Source organism: Flaviaesturariibacter aridisoli (assembly GCF_004343705.1).
In the GTDB taxonomy this organism is placed as follows: domain Bacteria; phylum Bacteroidota; class Bacteroidia; order Chitinophagales; family Chitinophagaceae; genus Flavisolibacter; species Flavisolibacter aridisoli.
In genome coordinates, this window is sequence record NZ_SKFH01000014.1 from 1 (window position 1) to 25,690 (window position 25,690).

A 25,690-nucleotide genomic window follows, 5' to 3' on the forward strand; every position below is an offset into this window, starting at 1 on the left:
GCTTTGCGATCCGGGCTTTTCTATTCCCCTTCCCTGAGGGAAGGGGTTTGGGGATGGGGCGCTAAATGAAGGGTAGGTGCTCATACTTCTTCGCTAAAATCGCCGCATCATCGGCGCCGAGCCATTTGTTCAGTACGGTGGCATACACCTGCTTGAAGTCCACTTTATGTTTGAGATCGCCTTCGTCGAGGTCAGCGAGGTCGGGGAGGGCGTTGAGGAGGCCCTGCTGCTTCAGGCCGCCCGAAAGCAGGAACAGGTTGTTGGCAGTGCCGTGGTCGGTGCCGCCGGAGGCGTTCTGCGCCACGCGGCGCCCGAACTCCGAGAAGGAAAAAAGCAGCACGTCGTTCCAGCGGCCCGCCGCTTTCATATCGGCCCTGAAGGCGGCCACGGCGTCGTTGAGTTCCGTAAACAGGCGCTGTTGCTGCGCCTCCTGGTTTACGTGGGTGTCGAAAGAGCCGAGCGATACGTAATAGACCTTCGTATTGATGTCGGAGAAGATCAGCGAGGCGATCGTTTTGAGGTCCTTGCCGAGGCCCGTAGCCGGGTAGGTGGCCCCGGTAGGATGCAGCCGCGATTGCTTAAAGATGTAGTCGGCCGAAGAAAGCGTTCCAGCCATCGTTTTATAGAGGTAATCCACGGGCTGCTCGTCGTGGTGATCGGGACCGTAGTCGCCGGCCACCTGCTTGAAGAAGCGCTCGTTGGCCGTGCCGTAGAGGCGCTTCGGGTCTTTGAGGGCGAGCCCGTTGAAATCTTTGCCTTTGAGCGCGAGGCTGAGCGTATCGTCGATCTCGAGGGCCTGCGTCGGCTGGCTGCAGCCTTGGCATTGCGCATCGAGGTAGCGCCCGAGCCAGCCGGTGTTCCAGTAGTCGGATGCGGCGGAAGCGCTTTGCCAGATATCCATGGAGCGGAAGTGCGAGCGGTCGGGATTGGGGTAGCCCACGGAATTGAGAATGCCCAGCGATCCTTCGTGGTAGGCGTCGGCGAAGGCGGTCAGCGCGGGGTGCAGGCCGGCATCGTCGGTGAGGGAAAGCGCTTTGCCGCGCGCGATCCCGAGGCGCGGCCGCGCCTGGTAATACAGGTCGTTGCGCACCGGGATAACGGTGTTCAGGCCGTCGTTGCCGCCACTGAGCTGCAGCACCACCACGACCTTATTGCCCGGCGGCACGGCCTGGGGTGCCTCGAAGGCTTTCAGAAACTTCGGCAGGAACAGGGCCGCCGTGGCGAGGGAGCCGGTCTGGAGGAAGGTGCGTCGTTGGATAAGCATGGTCGTGAGGCGTAAAGCGTGAGGCGTGAGCGGCCTCACCGTTAAGAAAAAATTTGAACCGATCGGGCGGCGCAGGCGCATGGTTGACGCCTCTCGCCGCACGATCTCAGCAAAGCTGGTACTCCGGCAGGCTCATCACCTGCAGCGTGGCGCTGCGGATGAACGCCTCGCGGGTGCTGTCGTTGACAAAGCCGAGCACCGTGGTCACCGGCACGCGCAGGGGCGTTTGCAGCAGGTGGCCGGTCAGGGCTTGCAGCAGCTGCGGCCGCGGCACCGCATCGAAGTGCTTCGTGTAACGTGCCCACTCGATGTGGGTGTTGATGACGCGCCCGCCGCCGCGTTGCGCCGCGGGCTGGACTTCCATGCGGCCGCCGGTGCTGTCGTCGTCGCTCTTCGGCCGCACGTTGAAGTCGTCCTGGTCGTTGAGCAGCATCGGGATCCGCATCCGCATCATCAGCGTAGAAGCGTCGATCCAGCTGCGGCCGCCGGGCCACCCGGCCACGTTGGGCGGGTAAAAAAGCTGCTGCCCCAGCACACGCTGTACCAGCAGCAGGGATTCTTCGTTGGCCAGCTTCATGGGCAGCATCCGCTGCATCCCCACCAGCAGCTCGATCGGCGATTTGATCCGGGTGCCGATGTTCTTTGCCTCACAAAACCAGGTGCTGCCGAAGATGTCGTCGAGCAGGCCCTGTATGTTGTAGTCGTTCCTGTAAAAACGCTCGCTCAGCCAGTCCACCCGCTTTTCATCGGCTTCCTCGTTCACGAAGAAGCGGTAGATCTTCCGCGTGATGTGACGGGCCGTCTGCTTCTGTGCCAGCAGCAGGTCGAGCACGGCCTCGCCTTCGAGGTTGCCGGTGCTGCCCAGCACGGTCTTAAGGCCCCCGTCGTGCTGCCCGCGGCGGTACACGAAGTCGCCTCGGAAGTTGGCACTCCAGCCGGTAAAGGCACGGGCCGCTTCCTTCACGTCGTTTTCGGTATAATGTCCGCGGCCGAGCGTAAACAGCTCCATCACTTCGCGGGCGAAGTTCTCGTTGGGATGGTCTTTTTTGTTTTGCTGCGCGTTGAGGAAGTTGAGCATCGCGGCCGACTTCGACACTTCGTGCAGCAGGGTGCGGAAGGAGCCGAGCGCCCCTCGGCGGATGACGTCGAGGAGCTGCTGCTGGTAAAACACGTTCAGGTTACGGGCGGCGAAATGACCGTGCCAGAAGAAGGCCATCTTTTCGCGCAGTTGCTGCGGGCTGGTTACCAGCTGCGCCAGCCAGGTGAGGTTGAGGGTCTTTACCGCCTGGCGGCTCCGCTCGCGGAGGAGGCGCCGGGTGTCGGCGTCTTCAGGGCGCGCCATGGCCCCACCTTCCATGGCGCCGGCCACGAGGCTCCGGAGGCTATCGTCTACGGCATCGATATAGGCGGGTTCCGCCTGGGAAGCGGCACGCAGGCGGGCATACCATTCGGAGGGGCGTCTGCTGCCGGTGGCTGCGAGGTCGTCGGCCGACGGGCCGAAGCCGGCGCGCCACAGCAGGTGCTGGTTGTGTGTCTGGTTGTCGGGCATAAGGCTTGCGGTTTGACCGGCCGCCGCGTGCCGCGTTTAATGGACCGCTAAATGAAATTCAGCGTTTCGAAGCGGCCGCCCAGCACCTCGGCGGGGCTGGTGCCGAGCCATTTTTGGAGCACCGTGGCGTAAACCTGCCGGAAATCGACGGTATGCTTGATGTCTCCCTGGTCGAGGTCGGCGAGGTTCGGCAGGGCGTTGAGGATGCCTTTCTGCTTCAGGCCGCCGCCAAAAAGAAAGAGGTTGTTGGCGCAGCCGTGGTCGGTGCCCTTGGAGGCATTTTCCCCCACGCGGCGCCCGAACTCCGAGAAGGTCACCAGCAGCACGTCGTCGAAGCGGTGGTTTTCCTTCAGGTCTTTGATAAAGGTGCCTACCGAGTCGTTCACCTCTTTCAGCGCGCGCTGGTGGTAGAGCTCCTGGTTGATGTGCGTGTCGTAACCGGCCTGCGACACATAATACACTTTCGTGTCGAGGTCGGACAGGATCAGCGAGGCGATGGTGCTAAACGCTTTGCCGAGCGGCGAGTTGGGGTAGGCGGGCGCGTTCTTGCGCTGGCCGGCCTTCTGGGCAATGTGGTCGGCGCCGGAGAGGGTGGCCGACATCGTTTTGTAAAGGTAGTCGGCGCCTTCATGGTGGTGGCCCGTATGCTGGCCGGCGGCGTCGCGGAAGAAGCGCTCGTTGGCGAGGCCGAAGAGCAGCTTCGGGTCGCGCATGGCCATGCCGTTCATCTGCGCGCCTTTGAGCGCGAGGCTGAGGGTGTCGTCGATCTCGAGGGCCTGCGTGGCGGCGGCGCAATCGTGGCACTGCGCATCCAGGTAGCGGCCCAGCCAGCCGGTATTGCGGTATTCGTTGCTCGCGGAGGCGCTTTGCCAGATATCCATGGAGCGGAAGTGCGAGCGGTCGGGATCGGGGTAGCCTACGGAGTTGAGAATGCCCAGCGACCCATCGTGGTAGGCGTCGGCGAAGGCGGTCAGCGCAGGATTGAGGCCCACGTCGTCGCGCAGGGCGAGGGTTTTTTCGCGCTGGAGGCCCAGCGTGGGGCGCGCTTTGTAATACAGGTCGTTGCGCACCGGCACCACGGTGTTGAGGCCGTCGTTGCCGCCCGTGAGCTGCAGCACCACCAGCACCTTGTTGCCCGGCGGCACGGCGCGCGGGGCTTCAAAGGCCTTCAGGAATTTCGGCACAAAGAGCGAGGCGGTGGCGAGGGCGCCGGTCTGGAGGAAGGTGCGTCGTTGGATAAGCATGGTCGTGAGGCGTAAAGCGTGAGGCGTGAGCGGCCTCACCGTTAAGAAAAAGATTTGAACCGATCGGGCGGCGCAGGCGCACGGGTTGACGCCTCGCGCCGCACGATCTCAGCAAAGCTGGTACTCCGGCAGGCTCATCACCTGCAGGGTAGCTGTCTTGATAAACGACTCGCGCGAGTCGCTGTTGGCATATGAGGTGATCAGCGAAGGCGGCACCTGCAGGCCCGAAGGCAGCAGGGCGCCGGCGATGGCCGGCACCAGCTCCTCGCGCTTGACCGAAGCGAAGCGGGCCACTTGCGCTTTCCAGTCCATGCGCACATCGAAGCGCGTGTTCTTTTCGAGGGTGCGCACCTTGGCGTTGGAATACACGGCATTCACCACGTTGCTTTGGGGCTGCAGGTCGTTGTTGGGTTTTACCTGCACGTTGAGCGCGTCCTTTTCGTTGAACATCTGCGGCAGGCGCATGCGCAGCATCAGCGTGGTGGAGTCGATCCAGCTGCGGCCTCCGGGCCAGCCGGCCACATTGGGCGGAAAGAAGAGGATCTGTCCCAGCACGCGCTGCAGCATCAGGTATTGCTCCTCGTTGTCGAGCGACAGCGCGAGGGTGCGGCGGATCCCGGTGAGCAGCTCCACCGGCGACTTGATGCGGGCGCCGTAGAGCGCCGGCTCATAAAACCAGGTGGACGTAAAGATGTCGTCGAGCAGGGTGCCGATCTCGTAGTTGCTTTTGTAGAAGCGATCGGCGAGGGCGGCCACCCGGCGTTCGTCGGGCGTGTCGCTGACGAGGAAGCGGTACAGCTTGCGGGTGATGTGCACCGCCGTATCCTTTTGCTGGAGCAGGAAGTCGAGCACCTGCTCGCCGTTCCAGTTGCCGGTATGCCCCAGCACGGTCTTGCTGCCCTCGTCGTGCTCGGCCGGCTTTACCTTAAAGGTGCCGTCGGTTTCCACCCACCAGCCGGTGAAGGCGCGGGCGGCTTCCTTGATATCGTTTTCAGTATAGTGGCCGCGGCCGAGGGTAAAGAGTTCCATCACCTCGCGGGCGAAGTTTTCATTGGGATGGCCCTTGCGGTTGCTCTGTGCGTTGAGGTACAGCATCATGGCCGCCGAGCGCGCCACCTCGCCCAGGAGCGTGCGGAAGTTGCCGAGGCCGTGGGTGCGCAGCACCTGCAGCAGTTGCTGGGCGTAGTGGATGTTGAGCGTGAGGGTGCAGAAGTGGCCGTGCCAGAACAGGGCGATCTTTTCACGCAGCTGCGCTTTGCTGTCGGCCATTTCGCGGAGCCAGGCGAGGTTAATGTCACGGATGGCGTTGTTGTTTTTCAGTTGCACGCGCTTGCGGGTGGCTTCATCTACCGTTTTGGACCAGCCCGGAATGGTATAGGACTGCATCAGCTCGGCGTCCACCACATTGAGGTAGCGGGGCGCGGCGGCGCTGTCGCGGCGAAGGGTGGCGTACCAGTCGGCGGGCTTGCGATCGGCCAGGGCAGTCCAGTCGGCGGGCAAGGGGCCGAAGCCGGCGCGCCAGAGGAGGTGCTGGTTCTTTTGCTGGTGGGTCATAAGGTTTGCGTCGTTAGGGGTTAGACGGCCCGGGTGAGCGGTGGGTTGCGCAGCGGGGCGTCGGGCTCTGTAAGTTAACGTTCTTACCTTTAAGGTAGTATGTCGTTCCGCGTTTTCAAGTATGCTTCGCCGCTGCTCGTTTACTTCGGCGCCCTGCTGTCCTTCCTGGGCAGCGGCTTCGTCGTATGGATCCCGTTGCTCTATGCCTTTTTGCTGATCCCGCTGCTGGAACTCCTGCTGCGGCCCGACAGCCGCAACCTGTCGGAGGCGGAGGCGGAGCTCGCGCGCCGCAACCGGCTTTATGATGCGCTGCTGTACGCCATCGTACCGCTGCAATGGGGCGCCCTGTTGCTGTTTCTCTGGCAACTGCGCCTGCCCTGGTCGGCCGCCGACCTCGCGGGAAAGACCGCGGTCATGGGTTTGCTCTGTGGCACCTTTGGTATCAACGTGGGCCACGAGCTCGGTCACCGAACGCGCCGCGGCGAGCGCCTGGCGGCGAAAAGCCTCCTGCTGACGTCGCTGTACATGCACTTTTATATCGAACACAACCGCGGGCACCACAAGCACGTGGCTACGCCCGGAGATCCGAGCTCGGCGGGCTACGGCGAGTCGCTCTACGCCTTCTGGCTGCGTTCCGTAACGGGTTCGCTGCGCAGCGCGGCACGCATTGCCGGCGCCGCGGCGCGTAAGGCGGGACGGCCGGCGCTGTCGCTGCACAACGAGCTGCTGCAGTTCGGGCTTATCGAAGCGGCGCTGCTGTCCGCCGTGGCGCTGCTCTTTGGGGCAAAGGCGCTGCTTGTGTTTTTGGCGGCGGCCACGATGGGTTTCCTGCTGCTCGAAACGGTCAACTACATCGAGCACTACGGCCTGCAGCGCCGCCCCGCCAAAGACGGGGGCGCTGGCTACGAACGGGCCCGGCCGGCGCATAGCTGGAATTCAAGCCACGTCATCGGCCGGGTGATGCTGTTTGAACTGAGCCGCCATAGCGATCATCACTACCTCGCGTCGCGGCCCTACCAGCTGCTGCGCCACCATGAGGAGGCGCCGCAGATGCCCACGGGCTATCCCGGCATGATGCTGCTGGCGCTGCTGCCGCCGGCCTGGTTTGCGGTGATGAACCCGCGGGTGCAAAAGAATAGCCGGCCCGAAGAGCCGGCTATGGTTATCGCCTGACAGTTATTCAGTCGGAGCCGGCGACATAGACCTAAAAGCTGCCGCCGATGGGAAAATAGCGGCGCAACAGCAGTCCGGCGCCGTAGCATTTCGACTCCTTGCTTTTGGTGATGGCCCCCCGAGGTCAGGTTCCCCCTCGCCTGGCTATAGCCGACCAGCACGCCCGCAACGAGGTTATTGCGCATAAAGCGGCGGCCGTACGGCGGCCTGCTAAAGCCGTTGCTGTTGACACAACCTTGTTCGTTTGTGCGCGACGTAAAAAAGCCGGCGCAGGGCGCCGGCTTTTCGGTTGTCGATGTCCGCTAATTACTTGCCGAGCAGGATGTTGAAGCCAATGCTCAGGGGAACGCCGCCGCCACCGTTGACGCCCAGGTTGAACGTGTTGGTCTTGGCGGTAACGATGTTGTTGGGGTTCTTGATTTCGGAGCTCACGTAGTTGGCCGTCAGCAGGTTGCGCAGGCTTACTTCGAGCAGGAAGTTCTTGCGGATGGCGTAGGCCACACCGGGGAAAATGGTCAGGCCGAAACCGTTGCCGTTCACTTCATTCACGGGCGTGGTGCCGTTGAAGGTTTCCGACTTCTGGTTGATATAATTCAGACCGCCATGGCCGTAGAAGAAGAAGCTTTTGCCGAGGGGGTAGTAGCGGCGCAGGAAAACGCCGGGAGCGATCGTGCGCTGCTCCTGCTGCGTGTTGCCGGCGGCTTCCGTTTTGGCTTTGGAGAACCCCACGTTGATGCCGACCACAAGGTTCTCCTTCGCGAAGACGCCGATGGTGGGGTCGATCACGAAAGCGCTTTGTTTCGTTACAATGTTGTTGGGGTTGTTGACGGTGGTGTTTTCGGTGCTGCTGCTGGTGATGCTGCCACCGAGGAAGATGCGGCCTTTGTTCAATTGGGCGTTAACGGCGGCAACGGAAAGAAGGCCGGCCGAGAAGAGAGCGATTTTTTTCATGTTCGATTTTCTTTGGTGTTTACAGACAACGAAAGCGACATTTTCGCTTCATTGGCGGCGCAAGATAAGGATGAGTTAACAAAGTTTTAGTGTCCCACCGGTCCGGCACCCCCGCCTGGTACCGGCATAAAAAAGCCCCGCAGGTAGCGGGGCCTCGGTATTGTAGAAATACGGGATCGTTATTTTTTTGCGTTGGCCTGCACGTACGCGTTCACCTGCGCCGTTTCTTCTTCGCTGAGACGGGCTTTCGGGGCCATGCTTTTCAGGATGGGCACCCAGCGCTCGGCGGTGTAATTGGCAGGGTCTTTCAGGCCATGGCAGCGGCCGCACTTGGCGTTGTACACCTGGTGGCCCGCTTCGATGGTGGTGGCCGAAGCACCGGCGGTGCTGTTAGCGGGCGCGGTGGCCGGCGCCGACGACGTGTCGGGTGTGCTCGTAGTAGGAGTGGCCTTGTGGGCGCAGGCGGCTACAAGAGCGGCCAGGGAGCAGACAAAAAGTAGTTGCTTCATAATTCGGTGTTGTGGCATTAAATATAGGGAATTAGTCTATTGGTCGATTCGTCTATTGGTAACTGCGACGCGGCAACGTTGCTACGTTCTATTGATTTTCCTGAAGATTTGCGCACAAACCTGCCTTACCAATAAACCAATAAACTAATAGACCAATCACCCTCCTCAGATCATTTCGCTGCCGAAGTAGCGGTGTAGCGCCACGGGCACGCGGATGCCGTTTTCGTCCTGGTTGTTTTCCAGCAGGGCGGCCAGGATGCGGGGCAGCGCCAGCGAGGAGCCGTTGAGCGAATGCAGCAGCTGCGTTTTGCCGTCTTCCTTGAAGCGTGCCTTCATGCGGTTCGTCTGGTAGGTCTCGAAGTTCGATACCGAGCTTACCTCCAGCCATTTTTCCTGGGCGGCGCTCCACACCTCGAAGTCGTAGGTGAGGGCCGAGGCGAAGCTCATATCGCCGCCGCACAGCCGCAGGATGCGGTAGGGCAGCTCCAGCGACTGCACCAGCTTTTCCACGTGCGCCACCATTTCTTCGAGGATTTCGTACGACCGCGACGGGTGCACCAGCTGCACGATCTCTACCTTGTCGAACTGGTGCAGGCGGTTGAGGCCGCGCACATGGGCGCCATAGGAGCCGGCCTCGCGGCGGAAGCAGGGCGTGTAGGCCGTCATCTTCACCGGGAGCTCGGTTTCTTTCAGGATCGTGTCGCGGTAGATATTGGTCAGCGGCACTTCCGAGGTCGGAATGAGATACAGGTTGTCCACCGTGGAATGATACATCTGGCCTTCCTTGTCGGGCAGTTGGCCGGTGCCGAGTGCCGATGCCTCGTTCACCATCAGCGGCGCCATGTACTCGGTGTAGCCGGCGGCGGTGTTGAAGTCGAGGAAGTATTGAATGAGCGCGCGCTGCAGTTTCGCCCCCTTCCCTTTATAAAACGGAAAGCCCGAGCCGGTGACCTTGTTCCCCAACTCGAAGTCGATGAGGTCGTAGCGTTTGGCGAGCTCCCAGTGGGGCACGGCCCCGGTGGGCAGCTCGGGCTTTGAGCCGCCTTCGCGCACGGTTACGTTTTCTTCGGGCGTCTTTCCCGGCGGCACGAGCTCGGACGGAAGGTTCGGCAGTTTTAATTGGAGCTGGTGAATTTTCGAATTAAGTTCATTGGCCTCTGCTTCAAAGCCGGGAATCTGGGCCTTATGAAATGAAGTTTGAATTTTATTCTTTTGGAAATCAACTTCGTTTCCAGATGTTTTAAGTATACCCAGTTCTTTTGAAAGTCTTTTTAATTCACCTTGAGCGCGCTCAAGCAATAATTTGCATTGGCGGCGATCCTCGTCCAATTCGAGAATTTCGTTAATTATATCTGCAGCATCAAAATGTTTGATTTTGAGACGCTCGATTACTAATTCTGGATTTTTACGTATAAAATCGATCTCTACCATTTTATCATATTGAAGGCTTCAAAGATAAGCGAGCGAAGGGGTTTCGGTTTTTAGGTTAAGATGGAGGACGGTAAAGAAGGTTTTTCACCGCTAAGAAGCTGTCTAAAATTAAGTGGTTGATTACCTGGTGGTACGTGCTGCCTCGAAGAGGCGGCATATCGGTAGCCCCGGGTGCAACCCGGGTTACCGATATGCCGGAGCAACAAGGCGCGCACAGTAGGGGCGCCACTATATCCCGGGGCTTAAGCCCCCGGGAGGCCCGTTCTCCGCGATGGCACCACTACCGGGTGCGCTGTTCAACTACACGTAGTTAATTCCGGGTTTCACCCAGAGCCTGTCCCGCAGCGGCGGGAACTATCGATATTCCGTCTCTGTGGGACGGTTCGCTACTAATGCACTTTCAACGACTTATTTTAGACAGCCTCTAAGAAAAGAAGTGAGTAGGCACTTCGCTAAGATTATAAATGAAACTGTCAAAGGCAGGTCCATTTTGTTTTCCCTTTGCGTATCCACTTCTTTTCTTCTTCTCTTCGCGGTTCCGACCCTTCTTTTACTTAATTACCTTTGCCGCATGGACATGAAGGACGACGTGCAGATCCGGTGGTGGAAGCTTGAGGAAAAGCTGATGGGACGCTTTGAAAAAAAGCCCGACGTGGAGAGCGTACTGTTCCTGATCGGTATCCAGGAGCTGGGCGACATCCGCCAGAAGTTCTCCAAGGAGCAGAAGCAGGACCTGATGCACGTGGCCATCTGCACCGTGCTGGCGCCGAGCGGCTACTTCGAGCTGGCCGGCGCCGACGCCGAAGGCTGGCCCCACTTCCGGCAGCTGAAGCCCATGCCCAACCTGATGCCCCACGAGCAGGAGGCCTTCCTGAAAGATCATATCCTGTTGTATTTTCAGAATACGGGGTTCCTGGACTAGGGCCATCCCCGGCCGGACCCATCCCCGGCCCTTCCCAAAGGGAAGGGAGTATGCCTCCAAAGTTGCTAATTTGGCGTATGCATTCACGATTGACGCTTCACGCCGCACGAATCCTGCTGCTCCTCTTCCTTTCCCTTTCGGCTGCCGCCCAGCCATCCGTTAAGCTGCGCCCGCGCGATTACCGCCGCGACGTGGAGCTCGTTACTACCGAAGGCACCATCCGGCTCCGCCTCAGCGACTCCACACCCCTGCACCGCGACAACTTCCTGCGGCTCGTGAAGAGCGGCTATTTCGATAGTGTATTGTTTCACCGCGTTATCCGGGGCTTTATGATCCAGGGCGGCGACCCCGACAGCCGGCGGGCCGCAGCGGGCCAGAAGCTGGGTGAGGGCGGGCCGGCCTACGGCATCCCGGCCGAGCTGCGTGCTACGCTCTTTCACCGCAAAGGCGCGCTGGCGGCGGCCCGCGAAGGCGACGCCATCAACCCGCTGCGCTACTCCAGCGCCAGCCAGTTTTACATCGTCCAGGGACGCACCTTCACCGATCCGCAAATGGACTCCATTGAACGGACGCGCCTGCAGGACCGCAAGATTTCCCCCGAGCGCCGCGCCGTCTACCGCGCTACCGGCGGCACACCGCAGCTCGATGGCAACTATACGGTATTTGGCGAAGTGGTGAAGGGGCTCGACGTGGTCGACCGGATCGCCGCCGCCGACGTCAGCAGCGACCCGCCGAACCGGCCGGTGCAGGATGTGCGGATCATTACCGCAAGACTGGTCCGCCGCCGCTGAAGCAGGTGGGAGCCCGGATGTTTAGTTGGTGGTTTGTTGCTGGTGGTTTCGGCATGCGCGGCAAAAAGCGGCGGGCGTCAATCAACCACAAACCACCAACTACAAACTACAAACTGCTTTATATTGCAGTCCTTAATCTTGTTATCATGAACTTTCCCGAGAACGTACGTTACACCAAGGACCACGAGTGGGTCCGCATTGAAGGAGATGAGGCTATTGTGGGCATTACCGATTTTGCGCAGCGCGAGCTGGGCGACATTGTGTACGTAGAAGTGGAGACCGTGGGCCAGCCCCTGACGGAGGGTACCGTTTTCGGCACCGTGGAAGCGGTGAAAACCGTGTCGGACCTGTACCTGCCGGTGAGCGGTACCATTCTCGAGCTGAACCCCAAGCTGGCCGCCAACCCCGAGCTGGTCAACACCGATCCCTATGGCGAAGGCTGGATGGTGCGCATGCGCCTCGACGATGCCGCCGCGGCAGCCGGCCTCATGGACGCTTCCGCATACCAGTCTCTTGTCGGCTGATAAATCCGTTTCTTTTCCTCTTCCGTATATGATGCAGGGAATTTGTAAATCAAATGTACCGGTAACCAACTTTTGAGCGCCAAGACCACATACCAGGAAGGCGAGCTGGTAAGCCTGTTGCGTGCCAAGGACAACGCGGCTTTCAGCTACCTCTACGACCACTATGCCGGTGCCCTGATGGGCATTGTGAAGGGCGTGGTGGGCGAAGAGGACCTGGCCGAGGACGTGGTGCAGGAGGTGTTTGTCAGTATCTGGCGGAAGATCGATTCCTACGATTCCGAAAAGGGACGGCTCTTTACGTGGATGCTCAACATCGCCCGGAACGCGGCCATCGACAAGGTGCGCTCGAAAGGCTACCAGCAGAGTCTGCGTCAGCAATCGCTCGACGGGGCCGAGCACATCGCCCCGGCGGTGCGGCCAACCGGCGACGATATCGGGCTCCGCAGGGTGCTCGGGCGGCTGAAGCAAGAGCAACGGCAACTGATCGACCTGTCCTACTACCAGGGCTTCACCCACGACCAGATTGCCAAAGCGCTCAACATCCCGCTGGGAACGGTCAAAACGCGGCTGCGCAGCGCCTTGAGTCAACTGCGTACCTTATTAAAGTAATTGAACACGTTGAACATAAAGGAATACATATCGTCCGGGATCATTGAAAGCTACGTGCTGGGCCTTGCCTCCGATGCGGAACGGCAGGAGTTTGAAGCGCTGTGCCGCCAATACCCCGAGCTGGCGCAAGCCCGCAGCCGCTTCGAGCAGGCGCTCGAAGCGGAACTGCTGGCCGATGCCCCGGCGGCGCCGGTATTCCTGAAGGAGCGCGTGCTGTCGGCCCTCAGCGCCGAAGCAGCCGCGCCCCCCGCAGCCGTACCCCTGCAACGCCCGGCGCAGGTGCGGCCCATCAACCCCTGGAAGTGGGCCGCCGCCGCCTGTGCCCTGCTCGCCGCCGGCGCCCTGTGGTGGGCCGTCAGCACCAGCCGCCGCAACGACAACCTCCAGGCCGGCACCGCCAGCACCGGTAGTGCCGACTCGCTCCGCCAGCAGCTCGACGCCACCCGCGGCGAGCTGGCCGAGCTGAAACGCGAAGCCGATATGCTCCGCAATCCCAATCTCAAGATGACCGCGTTGCAGAGCGTGCCCACGGCACCCACCCGCTCGCATGTGACGGTGATGTGGGATACCACCTCCAAGGACGTCTACCTGATGATCCAGAACCTGCCCGCACCGGCCTCCGGCAAGCAGTACCAGCTCTGGGCCCTCATCGACAAAAAACCGGTCGACCTCGGCGTGTTTGAGCTCCGCCAGGACAAGCTCATGGTCAAGATGAAAAACGTGCAGAACGCACAGGCGTTTGCCATCACCCTCGAGCCCAAAGGCGGCAGCGAGGCGCCCACTCTGCAGAACATGTACGTGTACGGCGAGTTGTAATTCAAGTAGTTAAGTCGGAAGTCGGAAGTGCTGCATTGTTCATCAGGCCTCAAAATCGCTTCATCCTTGCTTCCGACGTCACACTTCCGACTTTCAAACTTTTTTCGCAAAAGCAAACCGGGCGCAGCCTGCGCACGTATTTATTACTGATCTCCTCTGTGGCGAATGGAGTGATCTCATAGTTGGTTTAAAAAGGGCTTTTTCTAAGGCCCTTTTCCTTTTAGCTTGCAGCATGCCTTCCCGCCCCCTGCGCGCCGCCATCGCGGCCGTTTATTTCCTGACCTGCTGTTACCTGTTTTTCCTGCCCGGCAACGACCTTCCCAAAGAAGACTGGCTCGACAAGATCTATTTCGACAAGTGGGTCCACGTAGGACTCTTCACCGTAATGGCGTTCCTGCTGTGCTGGGCCGGCCTGGCGGCGGGGCCCAGGCAGGTATTATGGGTGGCAGTACTGTGTATTGGGTATGGATTGGCGGTGGAAGCGATCCAGGGCCTTTGGGTGGCCAACCGCTCGGCGGATGTGCTTGACTTTCTCAGCGACAGCCTGGGTGTGTTTGCGGGCCTGGCGCTTTGGCGGAGAGGGGGTAAAAAAAGTAAACCCCTGTAGAAACAGGGGTCGCAACCAAAACTAACTGCTTATGAGAAAATTGACTGCTTATGTGAGAAAGTCGTAAATGTCTAACGCAAAATTGTTGCCAGTTATTAGGAGCCTGATGTTAATCGTTTGTCAATGCGCTCTGTTCTTCTGCGGATGGGCTCATAACGACCGACATCACTCTAATAGAAAATATGATGCCAGTTTTTCAACTGCCGGCGCAGCGAAATGTTAAAGCGTCTGCGGGGCGGTCCTTCCCCATCTCTTCAACAAAAATGGGCCGCTGAATCCACAGAAGCCCATCCTTGTATGACGCTTAGGTACAATCACTTAGCTCGCTAATTGGACTGGTTGACCATCTTTTCGGCGTTCTCTGTAAACTGCAGTTTATCGATGAGTTCCTGGATGCCGCCGTTGAGCACTTCCTGTAAATTATAGAGTGTCAGCCCGATCCGGTGGTCGGTGACACGGCCTTGCGGAAAGTTGTAAGTGCGGATCTTGGCCGAGCGGTCACCGCTGCTCACAAGGCTCTTTCGGTGCCGCGAGATCTCTTCTTCCTGCTTGCGCACCTGCTCTTCGTACAACCGCGTGCGGAGCATCTGCATCGCCTTCTCGCGGTTGCCGAGCTGTGTGCGCTCCGTCTGGCAGATCACCACCGTGCCCGTGGGCAGGTGGGTGAGCAATACTTTCGTTTCCACCTTGTTTACGTTCTGGCCACCGGCGCCGCCCGAGCGGGCCGTTTCCATCTTCACATCGCTTTCTCTCAGTTCGAAGTCGATCTCTTCGGCTTCCGGCATCACGGCCACCGTGGCGGCAGAAGTATGCACACGGCCCTGGGTTTCGGTGGCCGGTACCCGCTGCACGCGGTGCACACCGCTCTCGAACTTGAGGGTGCCGTACACATCGTCGCCGGTCACTTCGATCTGGATCTCTTTATACCCCCCAACCGTTCCTTCCGTTTCCGACAAAATGGCGGTGCGGAAGCCGTGCTGCTCGCAATATTTCAGGTACATGCGGGCCAGGTCGCCGGCAAAAAGGGAGGCTTCGTCGCCGCCGGTGCCGGCGCGGATCTCGATGATGGCGTTCTTCTCGTCCTGCGGGTCTTTGGGAATGAGCATCTGGCGGATGGAAGCTTCCATCTGCTGCTGACGCTCCTCGGTAGCAGGCAGCTCTTCTTTGGCCAGATCGCGCATCTCTTCGTCGGAGCCGCTGAGGGCTTCGCGGTAAAAGGCGATGTCTTCCAGCACCTTGCGGTACTCGTTGTAGGCGTTGACGATCTTTTCCAGGCTGCGGTATTCCTTGCTGAGCGCTCCGAACTGCTTGCTGTCGGCAATGATCTCCGGGTTGGTCAGCGCGACACCGATGTCCTGGAAGCGGGCGTGGATGGCTTCGAGTTTGTCGAGCATAGGGCGGCAAAGGTACGGAAACGTGAGGCGTGACCCGTGAACCGTGCGCACGCAAATCGCCGTATCAGTGCAATTGGCGTCAGCGCTCAGGGCTCACGCTGCCCGATGTTACCTTCGGCCCATGTCCCACCGCAAGATCCAAGCTGCCCGCCTGTTCGATGGCACCCGTTTTCAGGAAGACAAAGTGCTCATCGTTGCCGCCGACGGCGCTATCGAGGCCATCGTGCCTGCTGACGAAGCGACCGATGCAGAAATGCTCGACGGCATCCTTACCCCGGGTTTTATCAACTGCCATTGCCACCTGGAGCTGTCGCACATGAAGGGGCAGATTCCCGAAGGCACCGGGCTGGTGGATTTTGTGCTCCGGGTCATTTCGGGCCGCAACGAGCGCGCGGCCAACATCCCGTCGGCGATCGCCGCGGCCGCCGAAGAGATGTGGCACAACGGCATCATGGCCGTGGGCGACATCTCCAATACGGCCGACACAGCTGCCCGGAAGCGCGGCGACAAGCTCGTTTACTACAACTTCGTGGAAGTGCTGGGCTGGGCGCCCGCGGGCGCCGAGGCAAGCTATGAGCGGGCGCTCCGTGTGCTGGAAGACTTTGCCGGCTGCGGACCGGCCACGCTGGTGCCGCACGCTTCCTATACCGTTTCCGACGCGCTCTGGCACCTGCTCCGGCCGCATTTCCCGGGGCATACGATCTCGGTGCACAACCAGGAAACACCCGACGAGGACGAATTCATTGCCAATGGCAGCGGCGCCTTTGTAGGCCTGTACGAAAAGCTGAAGGTCAACAACACACACCACGAGCCGAAGGGTGTCAGCAGCCTGCGCTCGTATTTCGATAAGCTCGAAGGAGCGGCGCGCCGCCTGCTGGTGCACAATACCTTTATTCCTGAAGACGACCTGCATTACGCACTCGGTTCGACGGCGGCCGGCAGCACGTACTTCTGCCTCTGCATCAACGCCAACCTGTATATCGAAAACAAGGTGCCTCCCGTAGAACTACTGCGCCGCAGCGGCGCGCCGATCGTGCTGGGCACCGACTCGCTGGCCTCCAACTGGCAGCTCGGCATCCATGAAGAAATGCGGTCGGTGCGGAAACACTTTCCGGGGGTGCCGCTCGAAGAGCTGTTGCAATGGGCCACGCTGAATGGCGCCCGAGCCTTGCAGATGGAGAACGAGCTCGGGTCTTTCGAGAAAGGCAAGAAGCCCGGTGTGCTGCTGCTGCAGGAATCCGATTGGAGCGTCCGTCGTATCGTGTAGAATTCCAGGAGTAAGGACATCACAACTGATCTTCATAAACCCGCGTGTTCCGCCTGCAGTCCCGAGGCTTCGGGACAGCGTTCTTTTTCTCAGGCCGTGATTTCCTTCAGCACCGGCAGTGTACGCAGCGTCCCGAATTCGGGCAGGTGCAGCGCATAGTATTGTTCCAGGTGCTGCAGGATCTCGCGGCGCAGCTCGCCGGTAAGGCGCACGTCGGCGAGGTCGTCGGGCTGGAGCACCTTGAGGATGTGGGCAACCACTTCGGCAGCGCGCCCGTCGAGGTAGTAGGGATGCTGTGGGTGTTGTTCGGTAAACAGGCCCTCTTTCAGGTCCAGGTACGGCTGTTCGGGGCTCCATTCGTCGGGGATACGGAAGCCGAAGAATACGGGTAGGTGCAGGGCGAAGAAAAGGGGGAAGTTAGCCGTCACTGACGGCGATGCCTCGTCCAGCCGCTGCAGGGCGTCTTCGGTAAAGTAATACAGCTCGTTGTTGGCTTCGGGCTCCTTCAGCGATTTATGGAGCAGCTCGATCAGGAATTGCGCCACGGCGTTCTTGAAAATATCGGACAGCACATGCTGGTACAGGAAGCTCCATTTGAATTCGCGGATGCGGTTCAGGTTGCGCCCCGGCTGGTGATACACCACGAGGTCGAGCTGTGAGGCGGGCTGGAAATAAGCCGCCTTCGAGCCTCCCTTGGCGGAGGCCTTGCGCACGCTGTTGACGATGTAGGATTGTAGTCCGAACAGCTCGGTGAAAGCCGTTACGATGAGGCTCGATTCGCCGTACTTCACGGTTCGCAACACGATGCCTTTTGTCTTGTGAAGCATCGGTAAAGTTACTGAAAAAGGAGGGGGGCTGCTGTTGCTTTTGGGTTAAAAAGCGGCATTCTGGTGAGAGAAAGAACCCAGATTTTTATGATGATCAAGATGTGCGCCGATATATGTTTTCCTAAATCATAACGAATCATAACCATCCGCGTATCCCGCTTGCGGGATCTGCGTTCTTTCGCTACCTGGCGAGGAACACGATCTTCCCCGCCGCCCGCTCGGCCTGCCCTTCTTCCGTTACCAGCACGAGGTACACGCCGCTGGCTACGGCCACGCCGCGGTAGTCGGTGCCGTTCCAAACGGCCTGCCCCCCGAGGGAGCGCGATTGGTATACGAGCCGGCCATTGAGCTCGGTGATCTTCACGATGCTGTTTTCCTTGAGCCCGCGAAGGGCGATGGTGCCGCCGTAACCGGGCGGAACCGGGTTGGGAAATACCTGCAGCGCGCTGTAGTCTTCTTTGCCTTCGGTGGCCGTAGCACGGAACGAGCAGATGCCTTTAGCGGTGGATACGAACACTTCGCCCGAGGCGCCGTCGATGGCTACGCGGAGCACGTCGTTGCTCAGCAGCGGACTGGTTTCTTCGGTAAAATGCAGGAGCCGTTTGTCGCCGTCGGGGGAGAGGAGCCAGAGGCCGTTGCGGGTGCCCACCCACTTGCGGTCGGCACCGTCGACGGCGATGCTGCGCACTTCCTCACCCTTGAACAGGTAGTTGGCAAAGGCGTTGGTGCCGGGCACGATCGGCAGCAGGGCCTCGCAGCCGCTGAACACGCCCGTGCCGCACTGCACGATGGCCACGCCGTCGGTAGTGCCTACCCAGATGAAGCCCTGGCGGTCTTTGGCGAGGCAGAGCGGCTCGCCGGCGGGGAGGTTGCCGTTGCCCGCGCCGGGGCGCAGCAGGCGCCACCGGTCGTCGGAGCGGTTGGCCAGGTCCTGGCCGGGATGGAAGGCCACGAGGCCGTTGCCTTTGGGCGAAAGCCCCCACACGGTGCCTTCCTCGTCCACCACCAGCTGCGCGAGCGCATTTTCATTCAGCGAAAAGGGGGGCGTGAACGACTCCCAGCTACCGTTGGGACGCCGCACGTGCAGGAAGGCCGCCGCACCGTAATTGGCTACCCAGAGGTTGCCCGCATCGTCGAAGGCGAGGCCCGCCACGCGGTAGGAGCCCGGGTCGCCGATGGTGGGGCCGATGGGTGAGTTCTGCTTGTAGATCGTGAACTGGTCGGGCCCGGTGTAGTGCACGAGGCCACCACCGTAGGAGCCGCCCCAGAAGCTTTCGTCGGAAGGATCCACGGCGACGGATATAAGGTCCAGCACGGTGTCGAGCGCCGGCAGGCGAAACTGGTTGTAGCCGGTCCAGGTACCTTCCTTGTACTGGTAGATGCCGTTGCGGTTGTACTGGTAATTCCAGGACGCGTTGACCGAGCCGGCGGCAGCATACACGACGCCGTTCCAGGCGGTCAGCTCGCCCGAGGCGGTGCCGTCGGGGCCATTGGGTTTGTAGAATTCGGGATCGCCGCCGCTCCAGGCCGAGAGGCCGGCGTAGAGGTCGGCCACCCAGAGGGTGTTGCCGGCGAGGCGCGCGTGCTGCGGGTAGGAGAGGGGCGGCGCCTGCGTAGCGGAGCGGAAGGTGCTGCCATCGGGGTTCAACACCAGGGCCTGCGTAGGGCCGCCGTTGAGGAAGCTTTGCGTGAGCGCCACCTTACCCTCGGTGGCATCGAGGTGCACGATGGGTGCGCCGTTGGCGAAGAAGAGCGACCAGGAGCTGCCGTTCTGCACCAACAGTGAGTCGTTTTGCCAGGCCACGATGCGCCCGCCGGTGCTGACCACGCCGCGGCAGGGCGCGGCGGAGAGGCCGTTGCTGCCCGAGAGGGTCGTCCAGCTGCGGAAGTCGGAGGGTGTCGGGTTGTTGACGGGGGTGCGTTTGAGGCCTTCGGCCGTGGCGGCATAGAAGAAGTCGTTGTCGCGGGCCATCATGTAGGTGGGCACATAGGCGCCGCCGGCACCGATGAACCAGGAATCCTTGGTTTCGTAGCGTGCCGCGTCGATCACCCACACGCCGAGGCCGGTAGACACATAGCAGCTGTTGCCGAAGGGCAGGAAGTGGTAGATCGTTTTATCGCCCGACACCGGCTCGCGCTGCAGGTCGGGGATGTTGCGGATACCGTTGTTGGTGAGTACGTCGATGTTGGAATTGCTGTAGCCGATATAAAGCTTTTCGCCCGCGTCGTCGTAGGCGATGGTGCTGATGCCGGTCTCGCTGAGGCCGCTCACCTTGCTGAGGCGCCCCGGCTCGCCGCTCGTGCGGTCGACGGTGAAGAGGCTGTAGGGCGTGGCGGTATAAATACGGTCGGGCGTCACCGCCAGGTCGAGGGCGCTGTTGTAGGGCAGGTGCTCGCGCCAGCCGCCGATGGCGGGGAAGCTGTTTTGCGCAGATGCGCCGAAGGAACAGAGCAGGAGGGGGAAGGCCAGAAATCTCACCTGGTGAAGGTACGGAGAGCGAGAACAAGAGAACGAGAGGAAGAGAGAACGAGAGAACGAGAGAACGAGAGAACAAGAGAACGAGAGAACGAGAGAACAAGAGAACGAGAGAACAAGAGAACGAGATAGAGAGGGGTTGGGAAAAAAGCAGGCGGGGGTGGGAAAAACAACAGGGTTGTCTGGGGGAAGCGGTGGAGCTTCGGGTAAATGGAAAACGCGTGAACAACCGGCAGCAGAAAAGAATCTATTACCAGAAGCTCGAAGAGCGGCTAATTGAATTTGCATCCAATATCATTGGTATTGCGGAACGCCTGCCGCGCCATGTGGCGGGGCGCTATTATGCCGATCAGGTGAGCCGAAGCGGAAGCTCGCCGGCGCTCCACTACGGGGAGGCGCAAAGCGCGGAAAGCCCGGCCGATTTTGCCCACAAGATGAAGGTTGGGTTAAAGGAACTGCGGGAAACCTTTGTCGCCCTGCGCATCATCCGCCTGCGCCGCTGGCTAAGCGAAGAAGAGCTTCAGCCCATGCTCCAGGAAAACAACGAGCTCATCTCCATCTTCGTAACCTGCATCTTTCCGCGCTAACCCGCCTCTATCTCCACCCTCGTCCCTCATCTCGTTCTCTCGTTCTCTCGTTCTCTTGTTCTCTCGTTCTCTCGTTCTCTTGTTCTCTCGTTCTCTTGTTCTCTCTTCCTCTCGTTCTCTCTTCCAATGCACAAACGATAAAGCCCCGGTGGAACGAAACCACCAGGGCTAACCAAAACTAATGACTCATAACTAAGAACAAAACTAAGGGGTGCTCGGCTCGCTGCGTTCCCGCGATGCGTAGCGGGTAGGATCGAGGAGGGTATGATCGAAGAAGCGCCGGACGGCATTCGGGTTGCGCTTGTATTTGCGGGCTACCTGCAGCAGGGCCTCGTAGAGCGCGTCTTCCAGCTCCACCCGGCCTTCGTCGCGCTCATCGCGCTCGGCTTCCAGGTCGCCGCCCGTTTTTTTCTGACCCGTCCGCAGGCGCTCCCATTCGTCGTGGAAGCCGAGGAGGGTGCGCCGCGTAGGCTCGTGGAGGCGGTCGCCGGTGCCTTCGATGGTTTTCTTCACCGTCAGCAACTGCGCCGGGGCGTCGGTCTTGGTGAGTTGCGAATAGGTGCGGCGGCCATTGGGATAGAGGGCGGCAAACTCCTTCGAATCCTCGCCGAGGTCTACCGCGATGCGGGCCTGGGCGGTGCGCATCGTAACGGCTACGCCTTTCAGGAACGTATCCAGCGTGGAGGTGTCGGTCGTGCGCCCGGCGTGCAGTTGCTGCACGGAGCTGCGCTTTTGGGTTACGTGGCGCACGGCGGCGTCGATCGCGGCCGCTTCATCGGGGAATTCGGCTTCCAGTTTCGGTACGGCATCGGTGCCGAAATCGCAAAGGTGGGGTGTGCTCATCTCGATGTCATCGAAGGGATTGTCGGCGACGCGGTAGATCTTTTTCATTGTGTATTGATTTAAGTGATTGACAATGAAGGAGATGGCTGCTCAAAACCCGTAGGATGCCGCCCGGCGTTTTCCGGGTGCCCTCCTACGGTGCGTAGGAGGCCCTTCGGAGATTTCCGGGTACCGGGCTACGGTGCGTAGGATGCCGTTCGGAATTTTCCGGGTACCGGGCTACGGTGCGTAGGATACCCCTCGGAAATTTCCGGGTGCCGCGCTACGGTGCGTAGGATGTCGTCCGGAGTTTACCGGGTAGGATCCTACGGTGCGTAGCGCGTGGAGCGGTAAAAACGGGAAAAGAGCAGTTGGTGGTTCAGAGGTCAGCGGGACGTTTTCGGTTGGGGCGGATCGTGCGTTAAACTTACTCTTCCTGTTTGAGAAAAACGAATATTTGGCGGAAAATAATTTGGCCACAGGCTGGAAGCCCCCGGGATAAAGCGGCGGTCCTACAGACCGCGCAATGGCTTCACGCCTGCCGTGCCCCGGACTGAAGTCCGAGGCAAAAAAGAGACGCCGCTATGCGGCGCGAAATGCCCCTTGTCTTCGGGTATGCCATCCTGTTGTTGTACAAAGCGTCCTCATTCCATTTCTTCACCGCGGTTGGTCGACTCCTTTACGGGGCCGGCTAACGAATCGCCGCGTAGCGGCGTCCTGTGTCAGCCTGGGACTTTAGTCCCAGGTTGTGGGTGCCCGTGAGCCCCCGTGCCGCGTAGCAGCCTGCCCCGCAGAAGGCGGGGGAATCGTCTTTTTCGCCTCGGGCTTCAGCCCGAGGGAGGCAAGGGGCAGGCTGCAAATGTGCCGCGTAGCGGCACCACCTTATCCCGGGGCCTTCAGGCCCCGGCTCCAGCGCGGGTTCCTGGAACATAGGTTCGTTCTCTTTCACCCCCAATACAGAAACGCCGCCACGCCGCTCCAGGCCAGGGCCACCAGCAAAAAGGCGATCCAGAACATGCGGCCCCGGAAGCCGGTGCCCAGCAGGCCGCCCAGCGAAAAGAAGGTGGCCGACAGCAGCAACACGAGCACCGCGAAGGTGGATCGCTCCAGCAGTATGTAGGTGTCCTGCACCCGCACGTCTACCGAGTGGGGGGTAAACGCCAGGTAGCCGCGCCAGCTGAGGGCCGCCAGCAGGAGCACGAAGAGGAAGACGAAGAAGAGGGCGGTTTTCATGGTAATGAGGGGCGGTCGCAGCGAAAGCGGCTGCGCCTTACAGCCCTTAAAGATACGCCGCGCTCCGGCGTATGCGCCCGCGCGGGGGTGTGGCTGCCGGGTTTGTGTTTTTGCCCCTGCACTTTTATGTAATTTATCTTCTTTTTCATCTAAACCCTGCACCCAAACTTTCGCCCATGTACCGCCTGCTTTGCCTCTGCCTCTGGATCGGCGCCCTCTCCTGCGCCGATATCGTCAAAGTACAAAAGCCCGCGACGAGCGCCCTGCCCCAATTAAAGATCGTCAGCGACAGCAGCGGAAAGGCGCTCCGCATCAGCAAGCTGGCGGTGAACGTGCGGGTAACCGGCAACGTGGCCACCACCACCTTCGACATCACCTTCTGCAACGATCAGGACCGCCAGCTCGAGGGCGAATTCGACTTCCCGCTGGCCAACGGCCAGGCGATCAGCCGCTATGCCCTGGAGGTAAACGGCAGCCTCCGCGAAGGCGTGGTGGTGGAAAAAGCCAAAGCCCGCGTGGCCTTTGAAAGTACCGTCCGCCGGAAGATCGACCCGGGCCTGGTGGAAAAGACAAAAGGAAACCACTTCCGCACCCGCGTGTATCCCATCCCCGCCCGCGGCTACAAGCGCATCGTGATCGGGGTGGAACAGGTGCTGCAGGCCTCCGCCGAAGGATTTGCCTACGAGCTGCCCCTGGCCGCCGATACCCTTCTGGACGCGTTTGCCCTCAGCGCCTCGGTGGCCCGGCCTTCCGAACGGCCGCGGGTCGGCGAGCCCGCTCCCTACGGTTTCCACTTTGCCTCCGCCGATGGCGCGTGGAGCGGGTCGGTACAGAAAGGCCGGTACCAGCCTCTCGAAACCTTCGCCTTTACCCTTCCGCTCGAAAAAGACAGCACCCTGCTCTATACCGAGGCCCGCGGCGGCACCGATTATTTCTATGCCTGGCTGCCCGCCGTAGCGGGTGATACGGCAAGGGAAGCGCCCCGGTCGATCACCCTGCTCTGGGATGTGTCGGCATCGGCCGCCCAACGCGACCTCGCGAAGGAAAACGCGCTGCTCCGGGCGTACCTGTCGGCGCTGAACAACGTGACGGTCACCGTGGTGCCCTTTGCCATCCAGGCCGGCCCGCCGTCGGTGTTCCAGGTGCATGGCGGCGATGCGGCCGCGGTGCTGGATTACGTGCAACGGCAGACCGGATTCGACGGCGGTACCCAACTGGGCGCCCTCGACCTGCAGCAGTTTGCGGCCGATGAGATCCTGCTGTTCTCCGACGGTATTTCCACGTTCGGGAAGGGCGAGATCGGCCTGTCGGCAACACCGGTCACCGTCGTCAGCACGGCGCCCGGTGCCGACTATTCGTACCTCAAATACATCGCCCGGCAAACCGGCGGCCGCTTCGTGGACCTGTCGGTCCTGGACGCCCAGCCGGCCGCCGAAGGGCTGCTCCGCGCGCAGCGGCAATTTCTCCGGGCCGACTACCGCGCCGGCGCCGTCGATTCGCTGGTAACGCCCGTGCAAACGGGGCTGCCGGGTGGCTTTGCCGTAGCGGGTATGCTCAAGGGCGACTCCGCGACGATCACGCTTCATTTCGGCTATGGGAAAACGAGCAGCGGCACGCGCACGCTCGTTGTCAGGAAAGGACAGGCGCCGACGGCCGGCGTAGGCCGCATCTGGGCGAGCCTGCTGGTCGACGAGCTGGACCTTCAGTACCGTAAAAACAAAGAGGCGATCACGGCCCTCGGGAAGCGTTTTTCCATCGTCACCCAAAACACGTCGCTGCTCGTGCTCGACCGGGTGGAAGATTACGTGGCGCAGGAGATCGAGCCCCCCGCTGACCTGTTGGCGGAATACCGCGCGCTGCTGAAAGAAAAGAGGACGTCTGCCAAAGAGGCAAGCCGCCAGGCAATGGCGGAGGCCGAAACCGCCATGCGCGAGCTGGTAGCATGGTGGCAGGCGCCGGTGCAAAAGAAGCCATCCGTGGATGCCGTTACCTTTTCGGCGCCGGTGGCTGTGGCGGATGATCGCAACGTAAGCAGCACATCGGATACCACGGTCGTTACCACCGCCACGACGGATCTGAACGCTACGTACCCATACAGCCCTTCGCCTGAAGGACTGGCGGTGACGACAACCGACGTTGCCCTCGAGAAGTCGGAAGAACCGTCCGCACCGGCAGCGGCCCCGCCGGCCATCGAGGTGCAGGAATGGAAAGCCGACGCGCCCTACCTGGCCGAGCTCGAAGCGGCGCCTCCCGCCGGCCGCTACCGCAAATATTTGTCGCTGAAAGCGACGTATGCCACGCAGCCTTCCTTTTACATCGACGCCGCCCGTTTCTTCTATGCGAAGAACGACGTGCCCACGGCCATCCGGGTGCTGTCGAACGTAGCGGAGCTGAAGCTCGAAAACCCGGAGCTGCTGCGCAATATGGCCGAGCAGCTGCAGGAATTCGGGCAGACCGCCCTGGCGCTGGAAACCTTCCGGCAGATCCTGGAGCTCCGGGAAGAGGAGCCGCAGGCCTACCGGGATCTCGCACTCGCCTGCAACGAAGCAGGGAATTACAGCGAGGCGGTGCAGCTGCTTTATAAAGTGGCCACCGGCGCCTGGGACGCGCGCTTCGGGGGCATGCGCGAGGTGGCCCTCTGCGAGCTGAACGCCATCCTCAGCGCCCACCGCCCGCAGGTGGACCTTTCGGGCATCGACGAACAGTTCGTCCGCGACCTGCCCATCGACGTGCGCATCGTTATCGGTTGGAGCGCCGACAATTCCGACGTTGACCTCTGGGTGACCGACCCGCGGAACGAAAAATGTTTTTACGAAAACACGCATACGGCGCTGGGCGGAAGGATCTCCGAGGATGCCACGCAGGGCTACGGGCCGGAGCAGTTCCTGCTGAAAAAGGCCGCCAACGGCGACTACGCCATTGATGCGAACCTGTACGGCGACCGCCGCGAGACGCTGGGCGGCCCCATCACCATCAAAGCGGAACTGTTTACCGACTACGGAAGGCCCACCCAGCAGCGGAAGGTCATCTCCTTCCGGCTCACCGATAAAAAGGAGGTCGTGCGGATCGGCAAGCTCGTATTTGGGCGGGGCGGGTAGGCCCGTGGTCCGCGCTTGCTGCTTCTTTCCTTTCTTTGCCCC

The 25,690-nt window shown here is 60.9% G+C and carries 22 protein-coding genes; 10 read left to right on the top strand and 12 right to left on the bottom strand.

Going from position 1 to position 25,690, the window contains the following annotated elements:
* Positions 1–61 precede the first annotated feature (61 nt).
* The 4 genes from E0486_RS10180 to E0486_RS10195 form a co-directional block, all read right to left on the bottom strand.
* Entirely contained in the window at positions 62–1,264 is a 1,203-nt protein-coding gene (locus tag E0486_RS10180) for a DUF1501 domain-containing protein (RefSeq protein ID WP_131852066.1), read from the bottom strand.
* 106 nt (positions 1,265–1,370) lie between these two features.
* Positions 1,371–2,813 carry a DUF1800 domain-containing protein gene (locus E0486_RS10185; protein WP_131852067.1) on the bottom strand — a complete coding sequence of 481 codons (1,443 nt, stop codon included), beginning with the start codon at positions 2,811–2,813 and terminating at the stop codon, positions 1,371–1,373.
* A gap of 47 nt (positions 2,814–2,860) precedes the next feature.
* Entirely contained in the window at positions 2,861–4,057 is a 1,197-nt protein-coding gene (locus E0486_RS10190) for a DUF1501 domain-containing protein (protein WP_131852068.1), read from the bottom strand.
* A gap of 108 nt (positions 4,058–4,165) precedes the next feature.
* Entirely contained in the window at positions 4,166–5,611 is a 1,446-nt protein-coding gene (locus E0486_RS10195; protein ID WP_131852069.1) for a DUF1800 domain-containing protein, read from the bottom strand.
* Positions 5,612–5,710: 99 nt separating this feature from the next.
* On the opposite strand from E0486_RS10195, the gene E0486_RS10200 reads away from it, so the two are divergent.
* Positions 5,711–6,784: an alkane 1-monooxygenase gene (locus tag E0486_RS10200; protein WP_131852070.1), complete on the top strand. Its 1,074-nt coding sequence runs from the start codon at positions 5,711–5,713 to the stop codon at positions 6,782–6,784.
* Between the two features lie 306 nt (positions 6,785–7,090).
* On the opposite strand, the gene E0486_RS10205 is transcribed toward E0486_RS10200, so the two are convergent.
* The 3 genes from E0486_RS10205 to serS all read right to left on the bottom strand — a co-directional run bounded on the left by E0486_RS10205 (position 7,091) and on the right by serS (position 9,675).
* Positions 7,091–7,735, bottom strand: a complete 645-nt coding sequence (locus E0486_RS10205) for an outer membrane protein (protein ID WP_131852071.1) — start codon at positions 7,733–7,735, stop codon at positions 7,091–7,093.
* Positions 7,736–7,914: 179 nt separating this feature from the next.
* Positions 7,915–8,244, bottom strand: coding sequence for a c-type cytochrome (locus tag E0486_RS10210; RefSeq protein ID WP_131852072.1), 330 nt, complete (start codon positions 8,242–8,244; stop codon positions 7,915–7,917).
* Positions 8,245–8,409: 165 nt separating this feature from the next.
* Positions 8,410–9,675, bottom strand: a complete 1,266-nt coding sequence (gene serS, locus E0486_RS10215; protein ID WP_131852073.1) for a serine--tRNA ligase — start codon at positions 9,673–9,675, stop codon at positions 8,410–8,412.
* Between the two features lie 571 nt (positions 9,676–10,246).
* On the opposite strand from serS, the gene E0486_RS10220 reads away from it, so the two are divergent.
* The 6 genes from E0486_RS10220 to E0486_RS10245 all read left to right on the top strand — a co-directional run bounded on the left by E0486_RS10220 (position 10,247) and on the right by E0486_RS10245 (position 13,944).
* Positions 10,247–10,597, top strand: a complete 351-nt coding sequence (locus E0486_RS10220; RefSeq protein ID WP_131852074.1) for a hypothetical protein — start codon at positions 10,247–10,249, stop codon at positions 10,595–10,597.
* 77 nt (positions 10,598–10,674) lie between these two features.
* Positions 10,675–11,388, top strand: a complete 714-nt coding sequence (locus E0486_RS10225) for a peptidylprolyl isomerase (RefSeq protein ID WP_131852075.1) — start codon at positions 10,675–10,677, stop codon at positions 11,386–11,388.
* A 146-nt stretch (positions 11,389–11,534) separates the two neighbouring features.
* The gene (gcvH, locus tag E0486_RS10230) at positions 11,535–11,912 is read left to right on the top strand and encodes a glycine cleavage system protein GcvH (protein WP_131852076.1); all 378 of its coding nucleotides are present in this window, start codon (positions 11,535–11,537) and stop codon (positions 11,910–11,912) included.
* A 72-nt stretch (positions 11,913–11,984) separates the two neighbouring features.
* Positions 11,985–12,521 (top strand): RNA polymerase sigma factor, encoded by a 537-nt coding sequence (locus E0486_RS10235; RefSeq protein ID WP_131852077.1) that lies wholly within the window; start codon positions 11,985–11,987, stop codon positions 12,519–12,521.
* Positions 12,522–12,530: 9 nt separating this feature from the next.
* Positions 12,531–13,337 carry an anti-sigma factor gene (locus E0486_RS10240; protein ID WP_165917278.1) on the top strand — a complete coding sequence of 269 codons (807 nt, stop codon included), beginning with the start codon at positions 12,531–12,533 and terminating at the stop codon, positions 13,335–13,337.
* Between the two features lie 232 nt (positions 13,338–13,569).
* On the top strand, positions 13,570–13,944 hold the full coding sequence (locus tag E0486_RS10245) for a VanZ family protein (protein WP_131852079.1): 375 nt from the start codon (positions 13,570–13,572) through the stop codon (positions 13,942–13,944).
* A gap of 326 nt (positions 13,945–14,270) precedes the next feature.
* Here E0486_RS10245 and prfA read toward each other — a convergent pair whose 3' ends face one another.
* Complete coding sequence (prfA, locus tag E0486_RS10250; RefSeq protein ID WP_131852080.1) at positions 14,271–15,338, bottom strand: peptide chain release factor 1; 1,068 nt, start codon at positions 15,336–15,338, stop codon at positions 14,271–14,273.
* 121 nt (positions 15,339–15,459) lie between these two features.
* Between prfA and E0486_RS10255 the strand changes: the two genes are divergently transcribed.
* Positions 15,460–16,605: an amidohydrolase family protein gene (locus E0486_RS10255; RefSeq protein WP_131852081.1), complete on the top strand. Its 1,146-nt coding sequence runs from the start codon at positions 15,460–15,462 to the stop codon at positions 16,603–16,605.
* 89 nt (positions 16,606–16,694) lie between these two features.
* Here E0486_RS10255 and recO read toward each other — a convergent pair whose 3' ends face one another.
* Positions 16,695–17,432 (bottom strand): DNA repair protein RecO, encoded by a 738-nt coding sequence (gene recO, locus E0486_RS10260; protein WP_131852082.1) that lies wholly within the window; start codon positions 17,430–17,432, stop codon positions 16,695–16,697.
* A 181-nt stretch (positions 17,433–17,613) separates the two neighbouring features.
* A complete protein-coding gene (porZ, locus tag E0486_RS10265) occupies positions 17,614–19,911 on the bottom strand; it encodes a type IX secretion system anionic LPS delivery protein PorZ (RefSeq protein ID WP_131852083.1) in 2,298 nt (765 codons plus the stop codon).
* 218 nt (positions 19,912–20,129) lie between these two features.
* On the opposite strand from porZ, the gene E0486_RS19210 reads away from it, so the two are divergent.
* Positions 20,130–20,495: a four helix bundle protein gene (locus tag E0486_RS19210; protein ID WP_243697417.1), complete on the top strand. Its 366-nt coding sequence runs from the start codon at positions 20,130–20,132 to the stop codon at positions 20,493–20,495.
* Between the two features lie 204 nt (positions 20,496–20,699).
* On the opposite strand, the gene E0486_RS10275 is transcribed toward E0486_RS19210, so the two are convergent.
* Complete coding sequence (locus tag E0486_RS10275) at positions 20,700–21,386, bottom strand: hypothetical protein (protein WP_131852084.1); 687 nt, start codon at positions 21,384–21,386, stop codon at positions 20,700–20,702.
* 876 nt (positions 21,387–22,262) lie between these two features.
* The gene (locus tag E0486_RS10280; protein WP_131852085.1) at positions 22,263–22,550 is read right to left on the bottom strand and encodes a hypothetical protein; all 288 of its coding nucleotides are present in this window, start codon (positions 22,548–22,550) and stop codon (positions 22,263–22,265) included.
* A 176-nt stretch (positions 22,551–22,726) separates the two neighbouring features.
* Between E0486_RS10280 and E0486_RS10285 the strand changes: the two genes are divergently transcribed.
* Positions 22,727–25,648: a VIT domain-containing protein gene (locus tag E0486_RS10285; RefSeq protein WP_165917279.1), complete on the top strand. Its 2,922-nt coding sequence runs from the start codon at positions 22,727–22,729 to the stop codon at positions 25,646–25,648.
* Positions 25,649–25,690: the final 42 nt, after the last annotated feature.